Below are 17,508 nucleotides of genomic sequence, written 5' to 3'. Positions count from 1 at the left end.
GTCGTTTTCCTTCTCTCACTGGTCGGATGAATGTCGCGTTTGGCCCTGCAAATGCGCCATATGGTTCCAACAGATTCCAAGGAGAGACGTCCGGTTATGAAAACCCAAGTCAAAGCACTGGTCGTTGGCGGCGGCGCCGTCGGGACCTCGATTGCCTATCATCTGGCCAAAGCGGGCTGGGACGATGTGATGTTGATCGAACGGGACGAACTGACGTCCGGATCCACTTGGCACGCAGCGGGCCTGCTGCCGCTGTTCAACATGTCCTATGCGACCACCCACATCCACAAGTACTCGGTCGATTTCTACAAGACGCTCGAGGAAGAGACCGGCCTGAATGCCGGCTTTGCCGTGGTTGGCAACCTGCGCATGGCGCAGACGCAAGAGCGTATGGACGAATACATGCTCTATGCATCCACAGCCGAGACCTGTGACGTTGCCTATGAGTGGCTGACGCCTGAGCAGATCAAGGAACGCTGGCCGCTGATCGAGACCTCGGACCTGAAGGGTGCGATCTACCACACCGAAGACGGCTATATTAACCCCGCCGACGTGACCCAGGCGATGGCCAAGGGTGCCCGTCAGCGTGGCGTAGACATCGTCCGCAAGCTGCAGGCCGACGCCTTCCACTGGAACGGTACTCACTGGGAAGTCACTTGCACCAAGATGGTTGAAAAAGGCGGCAACCTGGTCGAGAGCGACGAGCAGGTGGTGATCACCGCCGAGCATGTCGTGACCGCTTCGGGCAACCACGCACAGCGCACTGCCAAGATGCTGGGCATCAAGATGCCTGCGATCCCGGTCGAGCACACCTTCATCGTCATGGATAAAGACCCCGAGCTGGTCAAATGGCGCGAGGCGGGCAACCCTGAACACCCCGTTGTGCGTGACGCCGACAACGAATCCTACGCGCGTGAAGAGCGTGGCGGCTGGATTCTGGGTATCTACGAACACGGCGCACCCGCGCGGTTCGAACACGGCGTGCCGGACAGCTTCCGCGCTGACCTGTTCCCGCTGGATCTGGACCGGATCGCCGATCAGTATATGGCGATGGCTGAACGTGTGCCGTCCTGTGCCGAATCCGGGCTGAAAGACGATTTCAACGGCCCAATCTGCTACACCCCCGATGGTAACCCGCTGGTTGGTCCGGCACCGGGCCTGCGCAACATGTGGCTGGCCGAGGGTTTCTCGTTCGGGATCACCGCCGCAGGCGGCACCGGCTACTATCTGGCGCAAATGATGGTCGATGGCGAAGCCGAGATCGACATGGCCTCGCTGGACCCCAAGCGTTATTCGTCCAACTGGATGACTACCGAGTTCGCGGCACGCAAGAACGAAGAGTGCTATGAGCACGTCTACATCCTGCACCACCCCGACGAAGAGCGCGCAGCTTGCCGTCCACTGCGGACTGTACCGGCGTACGACCGCCAGAAAGCACGCGGTGCACAATTCGGCTGGGTCAACGGGTGGGAACGCCCGAACTACTTTGGCCCGGTCGATGCGCCCGAAAACTTCGACGAAGAAAGCCGTTCGTTCCGCCGTGGCAACTGGTGGCAGTATGCCGTCGAAGAAGCCAAAGCGATCCGTGAAGGCGTTGGCCTGATCGACGCATCGGCCTTCACCAAGCACGTCGTCAAAGGCCCCGGTGCGACCCAGTTCCTGGATTGGTTTACCTGCAACAAGCTGCCCAAGGTCGGTCGCATCAACCTGACCTACGCGCTGACTTCGCACGGCACCACCCGCACCGAATACACCATCGTTCGCAACGGCGAGAACAACTACTACATCGTCTCGGCTGGTGCCTGGACCGAGTATGACGCCGACTATCTGCGCAAGGCCGCCGAGGACAAGATGGAGGAGTTCGGTTACATCGAAATCCAGGACGTGACCACTCAGTGGGGCGTCTTCGCCATCGCCGGACCCAAGTCGCGTGATGTTCTGAAAGAGGTCATCAAAGACGCCAATCCGGAAACCGCATTGTCCAACAAGCGCTTCCCGTGGCTGTCGGCCCGCCAGATCGAACTGGGCATGTGCCCTGTGAACGCGATCCGCGTGGCTTATACCGGTGAGTTGGGCTGGGAATTGCACCACCCGATCGAGATGCAGAAATACCTGTTCGACCTGCTGGAAAAAGCGGGTGAGAAGCACGGTATGAAGCTGGTCGGTGCGCGTGCCCAGAACTGGCTGCGTCAGGAGAAATCCTATCGCGCATTTGGTACCGAGCTGGGTCGCGACGCGACACCTCTGGAAGCCGACCTGCCGCGTTTTGTCGATCTGTCGAAAGACTTCTATGGCAAAGCCAAGCTGGAAGAGACTGGCGTGCGTGTCAAATGCTGCACCCTGCTGATCGATGGGCCGGATGATGCCGATCCGTGGGGCCGCGAGGCGCTGTACACGCCGGAAGGTGAGCGCGTGGGTCGTCTGACCTCGGGCGGTTACTCGGTCGCGTTCGAGAAATCCATCGGCATGGGCTATGTGAAGCCCGAGCTGGCGGTCGAAGGCACCAAGCTGCAAGTCAAAATTCAGGACAAGCTGTGGGATGCGGTCGTCACCTGCGACAGCCCCTACGATCCGAAAAATGAAACCATCCGCAAGGACGGCTAAACAAACAAAGGCCCCGGAGAAATCCGGGGCCTTTTGCTTTTGGGGTCAGGCGCTCAGTACGTCGTAGCATTCCAGTGCCTTGGCGGCATACATCATCGATGGGCCGCCGCCCATCTGCACGGCCATGGCCAGCACATCGGAAAATTCCTCGCGCGTTGCGCCCGCTTTAATCAGGGCCTCAGTATGAAGCGTGATGCAGGGCTCGCAACGGATCGCGATGGACATGCCCAGAGCGATGAACTCCTTGGTTTTGTAATCCAGCGTTCCACCCTGTTTGACCGCAGCGCTGAGCGCTCCGAACGTGCGCGTGGCGTCGGGTATCGCGCCGTTGAGGTTACGCAGACCGTTGCGTGTGTCTTTGACCTTGTCCTGCCAGTTCATGTCACCATTCCATTTAATATCAGATAAACGGAATATGTTGGGGTGCGCTAAGTCGGGCCTTGATCTTGATCAGGTGTCAGATTTTTCCGCTATGAAGGCCAGATTGTTAGCGGGCATTTCGACAATCTCGAGGACGGTCAGGTTCTGCCCTGCCATCCAAGCGGCAATGTCTTTGTCGTCCTTGTAGCCAATCTCGGGGTCCTGTTGGGTTAGTGCGCTATGAAACCGCTGGTCTCCGTCGCTTGTCAGCTGGCCTGAACGCTTGAACGGCCCGTAGAGGATGAACCTCCCCTTCGGCGCCAGCGCGTGCGCGGTTTCGGTAATCAGCACCTGTGTTTCCGGCCAGCTGATCAGATGCAGCAGATTGATAAGAACGATCAGGTTCTGACCGGTGAACGCCTCATGCCACCCTTGCGCTGTCGCATTAAGCGCGACAGCGTCCGTGACATTGGGAAGATCGGCGGCATAAGCGTCGATACTGGCACGCCGTTCTGGTTCAACCTCGGTCGGTTGCCAATGGAGGTCCGGCAGGGTTTGCGCAAAGGCACTGACATGTTGGCCAGTGCCGCTGGCGATTTCCAGCGCCTGACCGGTCTTCGGTGCCCATTGCGCCAGCAGGTCACACAACGCCTCGGCATTACGGTTCGCGGCAGGTGCAACCAATCGCCCGTCCTGTCCTTCGGTGGCAACGCTGGCGTTGGAGGGCAGGGACCGTTTAGTCATTGGCGTAGCCTTTCCGGTTTGAGTGCCTCAATTGTTTCCGCATCCAGTTCAGAAACCGCGCCGATCACAAGGTCCGAGACCAGTCGTGACGCGGCTGGCGAGGTCTGGAACCCGTACCCACCCTGACCTGCGGCCCAGACGAATGACGGATCGGACGGATCCGACCCCAGCACAAGGGTTCCATCCGGCGCAAAGCTGCGCAACCCCGCCCAGTTTGTTTCGACCCGCGTGACAGGCTCGGTGACCATTTCTTCGTACCGGGCCAGACCTTCGGCCAGCACCATATCGTCGGCATAGGCATCTTGTGGCGGCACCGGGTCGGCCTCGGACGGCGACACCAGCAGCTTGCCCGCATCGGGTTTGGCATACCACGCCTCGGCCACGCCCAGCATCATCGGCCAGTCTTTCACGTCGTGCCCGCCCGGCGCAGGCAGGCGTGCCATCGACCTGCGTTTCGGAATGATCCCAATCGGGGCAATCCCGGCCAAGGCGGCGATCTCGTCCACCCAGGCGCCAGCGGCATTGATCAGGGTGCGGGCTTCGTAGGCACCTCCGGCCTCGACGATCCAACGGCGGTCTTTGCGAATAGCGGAAACCTTGGCTTTGGTTAGAACCTCACCACCATTGCCGCGGATGACGCGGGCGAAATCCTGCAACAATCTGTCTGTATCAATGTCGAACGCGGCATTGCTGACGGCGGTAAAACCCAACGTCGCAGGGTCGAGGATCGGTATGCGGACTCGCGCCTCTTTTGTTGGGACGATCTGCATGCTCAGGTCCGCCACGTCCTGTTCGAACGCCTCGCCCTGATCCTTGTGGCCCACCAGCATCAACCCGCGCGGCGTCAGATAACCACCGTTTTCGCTGTGCAGGAAATCGGCGCTGGCTTTGTTCAGCGCCACAACAGACGGTGGGCCATAGCTTTCTTCGAACAACGCAGCCGAACGGCCCGATGCATGATAGCCTAACGCTTCTTCAGCCTCGAGAACGGTAACTCGCCCGTGTTGCGACAGGCGTGCTCCGGTGCTGAGTCCAGCAATGCCGCCACCAATGATCAGAAAATCTATCATGTTTCCTTTGTTGCTAATGTACTGTGTCCAATGGCTAAAGCACTTGTGAACTTTAAGCAGGCTTGAATTTGAGCATCAACCCATCCAAAGAAGGATCAAACAGAAACAGGAGGGCAGGGTGAGTACCGTAGATTTACACCCGATGGCCACAGGACATATTCCGTCCTACGTGACCCAGGCGGACGGCAGTGATTTTCTTTTAACGTTCATGTTCGTTTTTACCGTTGTGGTTATCATTCTGATCGGAGTGGGATATTTCACCCTTCACTCGATCCCCGAAAAGATTGCGCATGAATCCAATCATCCACAGTTCCAACTGGTCGGTATTCTGGCCCTGTTGGCGCTGTTCACGCACAATGGCCTGTTCTGGGTTGCCGCCATTCTGGTAGCAGGTTTCCAGTTCCCCGATGTTGCCGCCCCGCTGAGGGCCATCGCCGATGCGATCCGGTCTTTGGGCAAGCAGGACCATCCCGAACCTGTCCCGCCCCAGCCGACCGAACCCGCCGCGCAGCAGGAGCACTGAAGCATGCTTGAGACATTGATGTGCGCGCTGGTAACGGTGCTGCCCGACTATCTGTTTCGCCGCTTTGTGCAGGGCAAGCGGATTGGTCATGAAATCACGCTGTTCACCATGTGGTACGAACTGCGCTGGGGCCTGACCACCTGTGCCATTCTGGCGCTGACGGTGATCACCACGCTGTTTTATTTCCACCCCGCCAGCAAAACGGCTGCTTCGTATTTCCGCACCGTGACGATCCTGCCCCAACTGGGCGGGCGCGTGTCCGAGGTGTACGTCACCAACAACCAGCAGGTTGTTGCAGGCCAGCCGATTTTCCGGATCGAGGATTTCACCCAGACCGCCATGGTCGAGTCAGCCCATGCCCAGATCGCTCAGGTGCAGGCCTCGTTGAAAGTGGCGGAAACCGATTTGGCCGAGGCCGAAGCCGGGATTGCCGGTGCCCGCGCCTCTCTGGATCAATCGCTTGAGGATCTTGAGCGTAACACCACGCTGCGAGACGAAGGGTCCAGTGCGGTAAGACTGGCCGAGATCGACCGGCTGGAAAACCTGGTGGCCGAACGTGAGGCGCAACTGAGGGCGGCAGAGGCGCAGCGTGCCGCTGTCGTTCAACAGATCGAAGAGTTGATCCCCGCCCAACTGGTCAGCGCCAACGCGCAGCTGGATGCCGCGTTGACCGAGTTGGACAAGACTGTGATCAGCGCGGGAGTGACGGGTCGGGTTGAACAGTTCGGCCTTCAGGTTGGTGATTACGTCAGCCCATTGTTGCGCCCGGCGGGCATTTTGGTTCCATCAAGTTCGGGTCACGACCGTTTTGAGGCCGCTTTCAACCAGATGTCGGCTCAGGTCATCAAACCCGGCATGATTGGTGAACTGGGTTGTATGACCAAACCCTTCACAGTCATCCCGATGGTCGTGGTTGAGGTGCAAGACGTGATCCCATCGGGGCAAATCCGTCCCTCCGATGAATTGCGGGACGTGCAGACCAACAACAACCCGGGCTCGATTCTGGTGTATATGGAGCCGCTTTACAAAGGCATGGCCAACGACATTCCGCCGGGCAGTAACTGTCTGGCCAATGTCTATACCGACAATCACGAACGACTTGAGCACGAGGAACTGGGTTTTTGGCAATCTGCCGCCCTGCATGTGATCGACACGATCGGCGTAGTTCATGCGGCGGGTCTGCGCCTTCGTTTGATCCTGATGCCGGTGAATACGCTGGTTCTGACCGGCCACTGAACCAAACCCGGTCGCGCCGTCATTTGGTTGCGCGGTCGGGCGTTTTCGCCTCGGTGAGGGAGGCAAAAGAATAGGCCAGGACACAGGCGGCGAAAACAGCGACGAAGCAAAAGACCCACGTGTATGAACTGGTGATGGCGTAGACCGAACTGCCCAAGGCCATGCCGACCGTACCCCCCAACAATTGGAACGTCATGGAGATTCCGCTGGCCTGACCGTGCAGTTCCTGCGGCACGGCAGACATGATCGCACGCCGGGGCGGGACGAACAGAAATGGCACGCAGCAGCCCCACAACACATACCCCAAGTAGATGAGGGCGGTGATGCCCAAGTGCATTCCCAACGTGACCAAGCCAATAGCACAGGTGCCGAGAGCCGTCCCGGTCAGCGATGGGCGGCGCGTGCCGAATTTATCCGCGACTTTGCCCGCGACTGGGGCCACAAAAACCTGCGGAAACGCAATGGGCAACAACGCGGCCCCGGCGGCCAGTGGCGCATAGCCAAGTTTGGTTTGGAAATAGGACGCGCCAAAGACAAACAAGGCGATCTTGCCGAATTGAGCGGTGAAGAGGATCATGTTTGCAGCCGCGAAGCCGGGGTTGGAAAACAGCGAGACTGCGATCAGTGGCGTTGTACGTCCGCGCTCGACCCGAACAAACAATCCTAGTGCTGCAAGTCCAGCGAGCGACGCCACCAGCACCTCGGGCTGGTTCCAGCCCCGGTCTGGCCCCTCCATGATCGCGAATACCAGTGCTGCCAGTCCGGGTACCAGTAGCAACAGGCCCTTCCAGTCAAACCCAAGCTCGGGCAGGTGCGGTGGGTCGCGCCAGAAGGTCCAGGCAATTGCCGCAACGGCCAGAACGATGGGCGGATTGACCCAGAAGATCCAACGCCATGAAAGATATTCGGTTAGCACGCCTCCGACCAGCGGCCCCATGGACAGGAAGACGGTGCCAATTCCGCCGTAAAGACCCAAGGCAAGTCCGCGTTCGTTTTCGTCGAAGGATTGGATCAGCACGACCAACGATAATGGGAAGATCAGCGCCGCTCCGATACCCTGAACCGCGCGGGCGATCAGCAGAGCAAGTCCGCTATCGGCAAACCCACCCAAAGCCGAAGAGACGCCAAAGATCAGCAGACCCGCGCTCAGCAATACCCGGACGCCCAGAATGTCACCCAATCGGCCCGCAGCACCGGCAAAGCAGGCCAGCACCAGCAGGTAAATATTCACCACCCAATGCGCATCCAGCGGTGAGAGGTTCAGGTCATCCCGTATTGTTGGCAATGCGACACTGACAACCGTTTCATCCAGTAGAATGACCCCGAGGATCGCCCCCATTGCGCCCAGTATCCACCATCGACTGTGGTCCTGTGCTTTGGTTCGTGTTGGGGGTTCAGTCTGACCGCTGTTCATGTGCCTATCAGGTCTGGCGCGGCTTTGCTCGTCAAGTTGCCACGCAACAAAAAAGGGCCGGCCACAAGGCCAGCCCTCAAGTGTGTATGCCGTGCGGCTTACTGCGGGATTTCGCCTTCCAGTCCTTCGACATAGAAGTTCATGCCTGCCAGAGTACCGTCATCTGCGGTTTCGCCTTCACCCAGCCAGTCACTTCCGTCCTGCTTTTTCAGCGGGCCGGTGAAGGGGTGGTATTCACCTGCGGCCATGGCGGCTTTCATCGCCAGCGCTTCTTCTTTGACGTCGGCAGGAACGGCGTCAGAAATCTCACCGATCTCAACCATGCCTTCCTTGATACCGTCCCAGGTGTTCACGGTCTCCCACGACCCGTCCATGACGGCCTGGGTGCGCGCGATGTAGTAGGGCGCCCAGTTGTCGATGATCGACGACACGCGCGGGAACGGTGCGTATTCGCTCATGTCAGATGCCTGACCGAAGGTGATGACATTGCCCGCCTCTTGCGCAGCCGCTTGCGGCGCGGTCGAGTCGGTGTGCTGCAGGATCACGTCCGCGCCCTGTTCGATCAGAACGGTTGCGGCATCGGCCTCTTTCGCTGGATCGAACCAAGTGTAGGCCCAGACGATCTTGAACTCGACATCCGGGTTCACCTTCTTGGCGTGGATATAGGCCGAGTTGATGCCGCGGATCACTTCGGGGATCGGGTACGAACCGATATAACCGATGGTGTTCGACTTGGTCATTTTACCTGCGATGTGGCCCTGGACAGCGCGACCTTCATAGAAACGTGCGGAATAGACCGAGACGTTTGGTGCCGTCTTATAGCCGGTCGCGTGTTCGAACTTCACGTTCGGGAATTTCTTGGCCACGTTGATGGTTGGGTCCATGTAGCCGAACGAGGTGGTAAAGATCAGGTCAGCACCTTCCAGTGCCATCTGGGTCATGACGCGTTCGGCGTCGGGACCTTCGGGAACGGACTCGACGAAGACGGTCTCAACCTTGTCGCCGAACTCTTCTTCTACGGCCAGACGGCCTTTGTTGTGTTCGTAGGTCCAGCCGCCGTCGCCGACGGGGCCGACATAGACGAAACCGACTTTGGTTTTGTCTTCGGCCATGGCCCCCGAGGCCAGACCCAGCGCCATTGCGGCGCTTGCCAGAAGTGTAGTGATTTTCATGTGTTACTCCCCAAGTTGGTTCAGTTGGCCCCGTCTAGTGCGAGGCATGGAAGGTCCGGCCCAGTGCGGCAGGTGCGCTGCTCTTGTCGGCCGAAAGGATCACAAGCACAAGGATCGTGATGATATAGGGCGACATTGCCAGATACTCGACAGGAATGGCAACGCCCGCTGCCTGCAAATTAAGCTGCAACACTGTGATGCCGCCGAACAAATAGGCACCCAGCAAGGCACGCCATGGCTTCCAGCTGGCAAACACCACCAGGGCCAGAGCAATCCAGCCGACACCGGCGGTCATGCCTTCGGTCCATTGGGGCACGCGGATCAGGCTGATATAGGCACCGCCAAGGCCCGCACAGGCTCCGCCGAACAGGATCGCCATGATACGGATTTTGATGACCTTGTAGCCAAGGGCGTGCGCGGCATCGTGGTTTTCACCCACCGCTCGCAGAATCAGACCGACGCGCGTGTATTTCAGCGTTGCCCAAACTGCGGCCGTCAGAGCGATGCCGACATAGAGGATCGGGTCATGCTGGAACAGGATCGGGCCGATCACCGGTATATCACTGATAACCGGGATATGGATTTCGCCCATGTCGGGTGGCTTTACGCCCACATAGCTCTGCCCCATCAGCGCGCTGAAACCGAGACCGAATAGGGTCAGGGCAAGCCCACTGGCGACTTGGTTGGCCAGTGCCACTTGTGTCAGCAGCACGAACAGTAATGACAGTACCGCTCCGCCAATGGCTGCCGCGACAAAGCCCAGCCAGGGTGATCCTGTCTCGACCGATATCGCAAAGCCGCTGATCGCACCTACGATCATCATGCCCTCGACGCCAAGGTTCAGGACGCCTGCCTTTTCGACGACCAGCTCTCCGATCGCGGCCAGTAGCAGGGGGGTTGCGGCCACCATCAACGAGGCGACCAAGAGGACGGGGTTAATCTCACCAAGGTCCATTATGCTACCTCGCTACGGGCCGCACGGATGCGGTAGTTTGTCAGAAGATCGAATGCCAGCAGGAAGAACAACAACATACCCTGAAACACCTGAATGGCTGCGGCAGGCAGACCCAGTTGGGACTGCGCGATTTCACCGCCAATGTAAGTCAGCGCCATCAGGCCGCCGGCCAGCAGTATACCCACCGGATGCAGACGGCCCAGAAAGGCCACGATGATCGCGGTGAAACCGTAGCCGACGTTAAAGTCGATGCTGACCACGCCCGAAGGACCTGAAACTTCGAACATCCCCGCCAGACCGGCCAGAGCGCCGGACAGGCCCAGACAGAACAGGATCAGACGGGCCGGGTTTACGCCTGCGAATTTGGCCGCGCGGGGTGCTTCTCCGGTCAGGCGGATGTGGAAACCCAGCATGTGCCGGTTCAGTAGTACATAGGCAAAGATCACAGCGATTAGGGCTGTCACGACACCCCAGTGCATACCAGATCCGGCAATCAGTTCGGCATTATGCGCGCTGTCATAGGATTGCAGGTTGCGCGAGCCGGGAAAGCCAAACCCTTCAGGGTTCTTTAACAGACCCAGTGAAACCGAGGCCAACATCTGCTCGGCCACATAGACCAGCATCAGCGACACAAGGATTTCGTTGGTGCCAAAACGGACTTTCAAGAAGGCCGGGATCATCGCCCACAGCCAGCCGCCAAACGCCCCTGCGATCACCATGATCGGAAAGATGTAGAACGCGTCCAGCGGGTAGAAGGCCAGACCTGCCCCCGCTCCGAAAATAGCGCCCATGATGTACTGACCCTCGGCACCGATATTCCAGATACCAGCCCGAAAACCCAGCGACAGACCAATGGCGATCAGCACCAGCGGCGCGCCTTTCACCAGCAATTGCGGGCGGTAGTAAAAGGCGAACTCACCGAACAGGGGTTCCCAGAAGATTGTGCCGATGGCCTCGACCGGGTTCTTACCCAGAATGGCGAACAGAATGCCGCCGAACACCATCGTTGCGAGCACGGCGACCAGAGGGGTGGCATAAGACCACGCCTTGGACGGCTGCGGCCGTTTCTCCAACACTATCATCTGCTCATACCCCTGCTTTCTTCATCTTTTTGTAAATACTCTCGCCGAAGGCGACGCTGCAGATCACACATGCGCCACCTCCATGCCGTGCGCGCCACCCATCATCAGGCCGATCTCATCGACCGTCAGGCCTGTGGTCGGGCGCGGGGCGCTCAGGCGGCCTTCGTTCAGGGCCGCGAAGCTGTCCGAGATCTCCATCAACTCGTCCAAGTCCTGGCTGATGCAGATGACCGCGGTTCCCTTGGCTGCCAGGTCAAGAATGGCCTGCCGGATCGACGCCGCCGCTGCCGCATCCACACCCCATGTCGGCTGGTTCACCACCAGAACGTCCGGGTTCTGCAGGACTTCGCGACCGATCACAAATTTCTGCAGGTTGCCGCCGGACAGCGACCGCGCTGCGTTCTCTGGCCCCGGCGTACGAACGTCAAAAGCGCTGATGATCTTCTCGGCAAAGCTCTTGGTCTCGGCCCATTTCAGGAACCCGTTGCTTTCCAGCCCCTCGCGCACCGACCCGGTAAGCAGGGCGTTTTCGGTCAGGCTCATATCCGGTGCTGCCGCATGGCCCAAGCGTTCCTCCGGTGCGGTCAATACGCCCAGTTTCCGCCGAGCTGTCGGACCGAGTTTGCCAATGGGCTGTTTGTTGAACTTGATCGCGTCGGCGGTTGTCTGAATCTCGCCCGAAAGAACGCCCAGCAATTCATCCTGCCCGTTGCCCGCAACGCCGCCGATGCCCAGGACCTCGCCCTTGCGGACGGTCATGTGGACATTACGTAGCGCAGTACCGAATTCCGACGGCGACGGCACTGACAGCCCGCTAACGTCCAGAGCAACTTCGCCGAACTCGCGACCGGAACGCTCTGGTGTCTGCAGGGTCGAACCAACCATCATCTCGGCCATGTCGCGGGCCGAAGTCTCGGACGGAATACATTCACCCACGTTCTTACCCAGACGCAGGATCGTGGCGTGGTCGCACAGGGTCCGGATTTCTTCCAGCTTGTGCGAGATATAGAGGATCGAAGTACCTTCGGACCTCAGTTTGTTCAGGGTCTCAAACAGGATATCAACCTCTTGAGGTGTTAGAACCGAAGTCGGCTCGTCCATGATCAACAGCTTGGGATCCTGCAACAGGCAGCGGATGATCTCGACCCGTTGGCGTTCACCTGCGGAGAGGTCGCCAACGGTACGGAAGGGGTCCAGCGGCAAGCCGTAGTTTTCGGACACTTCGCGAATGCGCGAGGCGAGATCACCCATTGGCGGTGGGTTCTCCATGCCTAGCGCGATGTTTTCGGCCACGTTCAGCGCGTCAAACAACGAGAAATGCTGAAAAACCATCGCGATTCCGTCGGATCTTGCCGCGCGGGGCTCGGGCGGCGCAAAGGGTTGGCCGCGCAGCAGCATGGTGCCGCTGTCGGGCTTCACCAGACCGTAGATCATCTTGACCAGCGTGGATTTCCCCGCGCCGTTTTCGCCCAGCAGGGCGTGGACTTCGCCTTCACCGATGTCAAAGGACACCTGATCATTGGCCACGACGCCGGGATAGGCTTTGGTCAGCCCTTGCAAGCTTAAAAGTGGAGTGGTCACGCGCTCAGGTCCTTCTTTAACTCGTTCTGTCGGGCCGGGCGCAAAAGCTGCGCGGCGACGCCAACGGCGATCATCTGCGGGTGTTTGCCCAAGCCGGGATCACCGATTGGACAGGTGATCCGGCTGATCCGTTCGGGCGAATGCCCAAGGGCCGCCAGCCGCGACCGGAATCGCGCCCATTTCGTAGCCGAGCCGATCAGGCCAGCAAAGTGGAAATCATGCGAAAGCAGCCGGTTGCACAGTTCTAAATCCAGATTGTGTGAATAAGTAAGCACAAGATGCTCGGCATTGTGTGGAGCATGGCGCACCAGTTCCGCCGGTTTTGCGGCTGGAACCACTGTCACGCCGGCTGGAACCGTGTCTGGAAATCGCTCGGGTCCGGTGTCGACCCAGGTGATTGCCAGATCGGGCAGGGGGGACAGAACGTCCACCAGTGCGCGGCCGACATGACCCGCGCCCCAGATCCACAGATGGCGGGCCGGTTTGTGGACCGGCTCAACCATCCAACCGTCGACCAGTTGTGGTTCGGGCGCGATCCCTTGACCGCGTGCGGCCGCCAACAGGCGTTTAGCCGACAGAGGCATGTCGCCGCCAGACGGGGATCGTGCGATTACGGTATCGTCGAGCGTATTCACCGCCTCTTGGTCATAGATCTCGCTCAGCAGCGAAACAGCACCGCCGCAGCATTGACCCATGTCGGGGCCAAGCGCGTGATGTGTCAGGCGGGCTGGCATCGTCTGCGCTCGCGCGGCCTCAGCCGCCTGAAACTCCAGCGTGCCGCCTCCGATGGTCCCGCTTTGGCCGTTCTCCCAAACAAGCATTGCAGCACCGACCTCGCGCGGGGATGACCCCTTGATCGCAGCGATGACCACCCGGGTGACTTTCCCGTGGGTTTTGACCGCCTCCCTCAAAGCCTCTCGATCAAATCCCATCAGATGTCTCCCTTCATCCTTTGGACGCCGTGCCAGACTTCCTCGGCCGTGGCAGGAGCATTCAGCGCCGGGTAGCGATCGCCACAGGCCGCGACCGCATTCGACAAGGCCAGCCAGGCGGAAATACCCAGCATGAACGGTGGCTCTCCGACGGCTTTGGAGCGATAGATCGTGTCCTCTCGGTTCGCACCATCCCACAATGCGACGTTGAAGATATCCGGTCGGTCCGAACAGGCGGGGATTTTGTAGGTCGAGGGCGCGTGCGTGCGCAGGTTGCCTTTGCCGTCCCAGACCAGCTCCTCGGTCGTCAGCCAGCCCGCGCCTTGCACGTAGCCACCTTCGACCTGCCCAATATCCAGCGCCGGGTTCAATGAGGCACCCGCGTCATGCAGGATATCAGTGCGCAGAATGCGGTTCTCGCCAGTTAGCGTATCTATGGCGACCTCGGTGATTGAGGCTCCGTAGGCGAAGTAGAAGAACGGACGACCGCGTCCCGCGATCCGATCCCATTCGATCTTGGGTGTTTTGTAGAACCCGGTTGCCGACAGGCTGATGCGCCCCTGATAGGCCAGTGCGGCGGCTTCGGCGAAGGTATAGCGCTCTTCGCCGACCGAGACGTGGCCGTCCGAGAAGGTAACCGTTGACGGATCGGCCTGATGACGCTCGGCCAGATACTCGGCCATTCGGTCGCGGATCGTGTCGCAGGCGGCTTTCACCGCCATACCGTTCAGGTCACTGCCCGAAGAAGCAGCTGTGGCCGAGGTATTCGGCACCTTGGCGGTATCTGTGGCGGTGATCTTCACCATCTCCAGCGGAATACCAAAGCGGGACGCTGCGACCTGAGCCACCTTCTGGAACAGGCCCTGACCCATCTCGGTGCCGCCATGGTTCAGGTGGACCGAGCCATCCTGATACACATGCACCAGTGCGCCTGCCTGGTTCAGGTGGGTCAGCGTGAATGAAATCCCGAACTTGACCGGAGAAAAGGCGATGCCCTTCTTGATAACACTGTTCTCGGCGTTCCATTTTTCTATGGCCGCCTTGCGCGCGGCATAGTCGCTGGATTTCAGCAACGCTTCGGTCATGCCGTGCAGTTCAAAGTCGCTGACCTCCATGCCGTAAGGCGTGGTATTGCCGCCAGCGGGCAGGGGGCGCACCGGGGCGTCACCCATTTCAACTGCACCGCGACTGGTCAGGTCCTCATGCGGATCGGGATGGCCCAACGGTTTCTCTGCCGGTACAACCTCGGCAACCTTGTGCGCTGGTTCATAATAGTTGCGCCGACGCAGTTCGACCGGATCCAACCCCAGTTCATGGGCCGCGTGGTCCATGACCCGCTCGATCCCGACCATGCCCTGAGGGCCGCCGAACCCACGATAGGCGGTGGCGGATTGGGTGTTGGTCTTCAGCCGGTGGCTTTCAATGCGCGCATTGGGCAGCAGATAAGCGTTGTCAGAATGCAGCATTGCGCGGTCGGCGACGGGCAGGGACAGGTCCTGGGCCCAGCCGCAGATCGCGTAATGATGGAACGAGACGCCCTGAATTTGGCCATGCTCATCAAACCCGGCCTTGTAGGAAATTCGGAAGGCGTGACGCTTGCCGGTGATGATCATGTCATCGTCGCGGTCATAGCGCATCTTGCAGGCCTTGCCGGTTGCACGTGCGGCTATAGCACAAGCCACAGCCAAAGCGTTGCCTTGGCTTTCTTTGCCGCCAAATCCTCCGCCCATACGGCGAGTTTCAACGCGGACCGCGTGCATCGGAACGCCCAAAGCGTCGGCCACCTTGTGCTGGATCTCGGTCGGGTGCTGGGTCGAGCTGTGGACCAGCATATCCGCGCCTTCATTAGGCACGGCCAACGCAGCTTGACCTTCGAGGTAGAAGTGCTCTTGTCCGCCAAGTTCGAAAGATCCTTCGATCACGTGGGTCGCGCCAGAGATAGCCGCATCTGCATCACCCTTGGCGTAAACGCGCGGGCCGTCCTCGAACCGGCTGTCGGCGGCCAGAGCCTCTTCGACCGTCAGGATTGGCGTTTCCTCGGCATAGTCGATCTTGCCCAGACGTGCGGCCTTGCGGGCGGCCAGATGGCTGGTGGCGACAACCAGAAACACCGGCTGACCGATATAGTGAACGGTGCCGTCCGACAGCAGAGGCTCATCATGGATGGACGGAGAGACATCGTTGGCGAAGGGCAAATCCTCAGCCGTCATTACCATGACAACGCCTTCGGCCGCTTTAACAGCCGACAGGTCCATCGATGTGATCTTGCCCTTGGCAATCTGGCTGAGGCCAAATGCCAGATGCAGAGAGTCCTTGGGCGTCGGAATGTCATCCACGTATCGCGCCGAACCAGACACATGCAGAGGCGCGGCGTCATGGGGGAGGGGTTTGGTCACGCTCATGCCGACACCTCCAGCACGTTGGTCACTTCGCCCTGATCTTCGAGGAAATACCTCTCGAGCATCGCTTTGGCGGTTTCCAGACGATAGGTGGCCGAGGCGCGCATGTCCGTGAGTGGTGAATAATCGTCGGCAAAGGCAGGAAGCGCGGCGTCAATCGTCTCGTGCGCCCAGGGTTTACCGATGAGTGCGGCCTCGACATTGGTTGCCCGTTTCGGAGTACCAGCCATGCCGCCAAAGGCGATGCGCGCGTGCATGACGGTGCCGTCTGTAACGGTGATATTGAAACACCCGCAAACGGCCGAGATATCCTGATCGAACCGTTTGCTGAGTTTGTAGGTTTTAAGGCGGTCTGCCTGACGCGGGAAGCTGACGGCTTCGACGAACTCACCCGGGGCGCGGTCCTGCTGGCCGTAGTCGATGAAGAACGCTTCCAGAGGGATCGACCGGCGCGCGTCGCCTTTGCGCAAATGCAGGGTCGCGCCCAATGCGATCAGGGCGGGCGGGTTATCTCCGATGGGTGAGCCATTGGCGATGTTGCCGCCGACGGTCGCGGCGTGGCGCACTTGAACGCAGGCATAGCGGCGGATCATTTCGGCGTAAGAGGGGTGGAGGTCAGCCAGCGCTTCTCCCATCCGGTTCATATCGACCATCGCGCCAAACCGAACCTCGTCTTCGGTGATCGTGATCTGTTTCAGGTCCTCGCAGCGATTTAGGAAGATCACCGGGTCCAGATCGCGCAATTGCTTGGTGACCCACAGCCCCACATCTGTTGCCCCGGCAACCAGAGTGGCCTCCGGGTTCTTGGCGAATACTGTCGCCAGTTCGTCGGACGAACCGGGCAACATCGGCGATGCCTGCACAGCGACAGGCTGGTCTTTCACCCAAACCGGAACGGGGTGTTCTTCGGCCGCTTTAGCCGCGCGGATGATCGGCGCATACCCTGTGCAACGGCACAGGTTGCCAGCAAGCTGGGTGTCGTGATCCGTCGCGCCGTTCGCATGGCCTGCAACCATAGACATAACAAATCCAGGCGTGCAGAAACCGCATTGCGATCCATGCAGGTCGACCATGGCCTGCTGTACCGGATGGGCTTCTCCATTCGGGCCGCTGGCGCCTTCGACAGTGCGCACCGCTTTGCCGTGTAGCTGCGGTAGGAACAGGATGCAGGAATTCAGCGCCTTGGCGCCACCCTCATCCGTCACCATGACGGTGCAGGCGCCGCAATCGCCTTCGTTGCAGCCCTCCTTGGTGCCGGTCAGGCCACGATCCTCGCGCAGCCAGTCCAGCAGGGTCGCTGTCGGATCGACATCCGCCAGGTCCACTGTCTCTCCGTTCAGAAGAAACGTGATATTCATTCGAGAAACCCGTCGCCTTACCCGGTTGCGCCCTTGGGTGCCCTCCTTCGATGCGACGTAGAAAGAGTGGCGGGCGGA

The 17,508-nt window shown here is 59.8% G+C and carries 14 protein-coding genes; 3 read left to right on the top strand and 11 right to left on the bottom strand.

Translation table 11 applies throughout. The features are described 5' to 3' along the window. Nucleotides 1-96 precede the first annotated feature (96 nt). Nucleotides 97-2,604 carry a GcvT family protein gene (locus tag GOW98_RS11685; RefSeq protein ID WP_170332166.1) on the top strand — a complete coding sequence of 836 codons (2,508 nt, stop codon included), beginning with the start codon at nt 97-99 and terminating at the stop codon, nt 2,602-2,604. Nucleotides 2,605-2,649: 45 nt separating this feature from the next. Here the strand turns inward: GOW98_RS11685 and GOW98_RS11680 are convergent, their stop codons facing one another. From GOW98_RS11680 to GOW98_RS11670, 3 genes are all read right to left on the bottom strand, one after another. After that, nucleotides 2,650-2,985: a carboxymuconolactone decarboxylase family protein gene (locus GOW98_RS11680; RefSeq protein WP_170332163.1), complete on the bottom strand. Its 336-nt coding sequence runs from the start codon at nt 2,983-2,985 to the stop codon at nt 2,650-2,652. A gap of 69 nt (nt 2,986-3,054) precedes the next feature. Continuing rightward, nucleotides 3,055-3,708, bottom strand: coding sequence for a DUF938 domain-containing protein (locus GOW98_RS11675; protein ID WP_170332161.1), 654 nt, complete (start codon nt 3,706-3,708; stop codon nt 3,055-3,057). Beyond that, nucleotides 3,705-4,778 carry an NAD(P)/FAD-dependent oxidoreductase gene (locus GOW98_RS11670; protein WP_170332159.1) on the bottom strand — a complete coding sequence of 358 codons (1,074 nt, stop codon included), beginning with the start codon at nt 4,776-4,778 and terminating at the stop codon, nt 3,705-3,707. Before GOW98_RS11670 ends, GOW98_RS11675 begins: the two co-directional genes overlap by 4 nt. Nucleotides 4,779-4,920: 142 nt before the next feature. Here GOW98_RS11670 and GOW98_RS11665 point away from each other — a divergent pair, with 142 nt between their 5' ends. After that, nucleotides 4,921-5,301 carry a hypothetical protein gene (locus GOW98_RS11665; protein WP_170332509.1) on the top strand — a complete coding sequence of 127 codons (381 nt, stop codon included), beginning with the start codon at nt 4,921-4,923 and terminating at the stop codon, nt 5,299-5,301. A gap of 3 nt (nt 5,302-5,304) precedes the next feature. After that, a complete protein-coding gene (locus GOW98_RS11660) occupies nt 5,305-6,537 on the top strand; it encodes an HlyD family secretion protein (protein ID WP_170332157.1) in 1,233 nt (410 codons plus the stop codon). A gap of 19 nt (nt 6,538-6,556) precedes the next feature. Here the strand turns inward: GOW98_RS11660 and GOW98_RS11655 are convergent, their stop codons facing one another. The 8 genes from GOW98_RS11655 to xdhA all read right to left on the bottom strand — a co-directional run bounded on the left by GOW98_RS11655 (nt 6,557) and on the right by xdhA (nt 17,430). Then, a complete protein-coding gene (locus tag GOW98_RS11655; RefSeq protein ID WP_170332155.1) occupies nt 6,557-7,951 on the bottom strand; it encodes an MFS transporter in 1,395 nt (464 codons plus the stop codon). A 98-nt stretch (nt 7,952-8,049) separates the two neighbouring features. Then, complete coding sequence (locus tag GOW98_RS11650; RefSeq protein WP_170332153.1) at nt 8,050-9,123, bottom strand: BMP family ABC transporter substrate-binding protein; 1,074 nt, start codon at nt 9,121-9,123, stop codon at nt 8,050-8,052. Nucleotides 9,124-9,157: 34 nt separating this feature from the next. Then, on the bottom strand, nt 9,158-10,078 hold the full coding sequence (locus GOW98_RS11645) for an ABC transporter permease (protein WP_170332151.1): 921 nt from the start codon (nt 10,076-10,078) through the stop codon (nt 9,158-9,160). Next, a complete protein-coding gene (locus tag GOW98_RS11640) occupies nt 10,078-11,160 on the bottom strand; it encodes an ABC transporter permease (RefSeq protein ID WP_170332149.1) in 1,083 nt (360 codons plus the stop codon). Before GOW98_RS11640 ends, GOW98_RS11645 begins: the two co-directional genes overlap by 1 nt. A 63-nt stretch (nt 11,161-11,223) precedes the next feature. Then, nucleotides 11,224-12,741: an ABC transporter ATP-binding protein gene (locus tag GOW98_RS11635; RefSeq protein ID WP_170332147.1), complete on the bottom strand. Its 1,518-nt coding sequence runs from the start codon at nt 12,739-12,741 to the stop codon at nt 11,224-11,226. Beyond that, entirely contained in the window at nt 12,738-13,673 is a 936-nt protein-coding gene (gene xdhC, locus GOW98_RS11630; protein WP_170332145.1) for a xanthine dehydrogenase accessory protein XdhC, read from the bottom strand. The genes GOW98_RS11635 and xdhC overlap by 4 nt, the downstream gene beginning before the upstream one ends. Beyond that, the gene (xdhB, locus tag GOW98_RS11625) at nt 13,673-16,075 is read right to left on the bottom strand and encodes a xanthine dehydrogenase molybdopterin binding subunit (protein WP_170332144.1); all 2,403 of its coding nucleotides are present in this window, start codon (nt 16,073-16,075) and stop codon (nt 13,673-13,675) included. Before xdhB ends, xdhC begins: the two co-directional genes overlap by 1 nt. Then, complete coding sequence (xdhA, locus tag GOW98_RS11620; protein WP_170332142.1) at nt 16,072-17,430, bottom strand: xanthine dehydrogenase small subunit; 1,359 nt, start codon at nt 17,428-17,430, stop codon at nt 16,072-16,074. The genes xdhB and xdhA overlap by 4 nt, the downstream gene beginning before the upstream one ends. Between the last annotated feature and the right edge of the window lie 78 nt (nt 17,431-17,508).

Source organism: Ruegeria arenilitoris, assembly GCF_013032445.1.
Taxonomy (GTDB): domain Bacteria; phylum Pseudomonadota; class Alphaproteobacteria; order Rhodobacterales; family Rhodobacteraceae; genus Ruegeria; species Ruegeria arenilitoris_F.
Note: the sequence above shows the minus strand (reverse complement) of the source record. Positions and strands in the feature narration are given on the sequence as shown.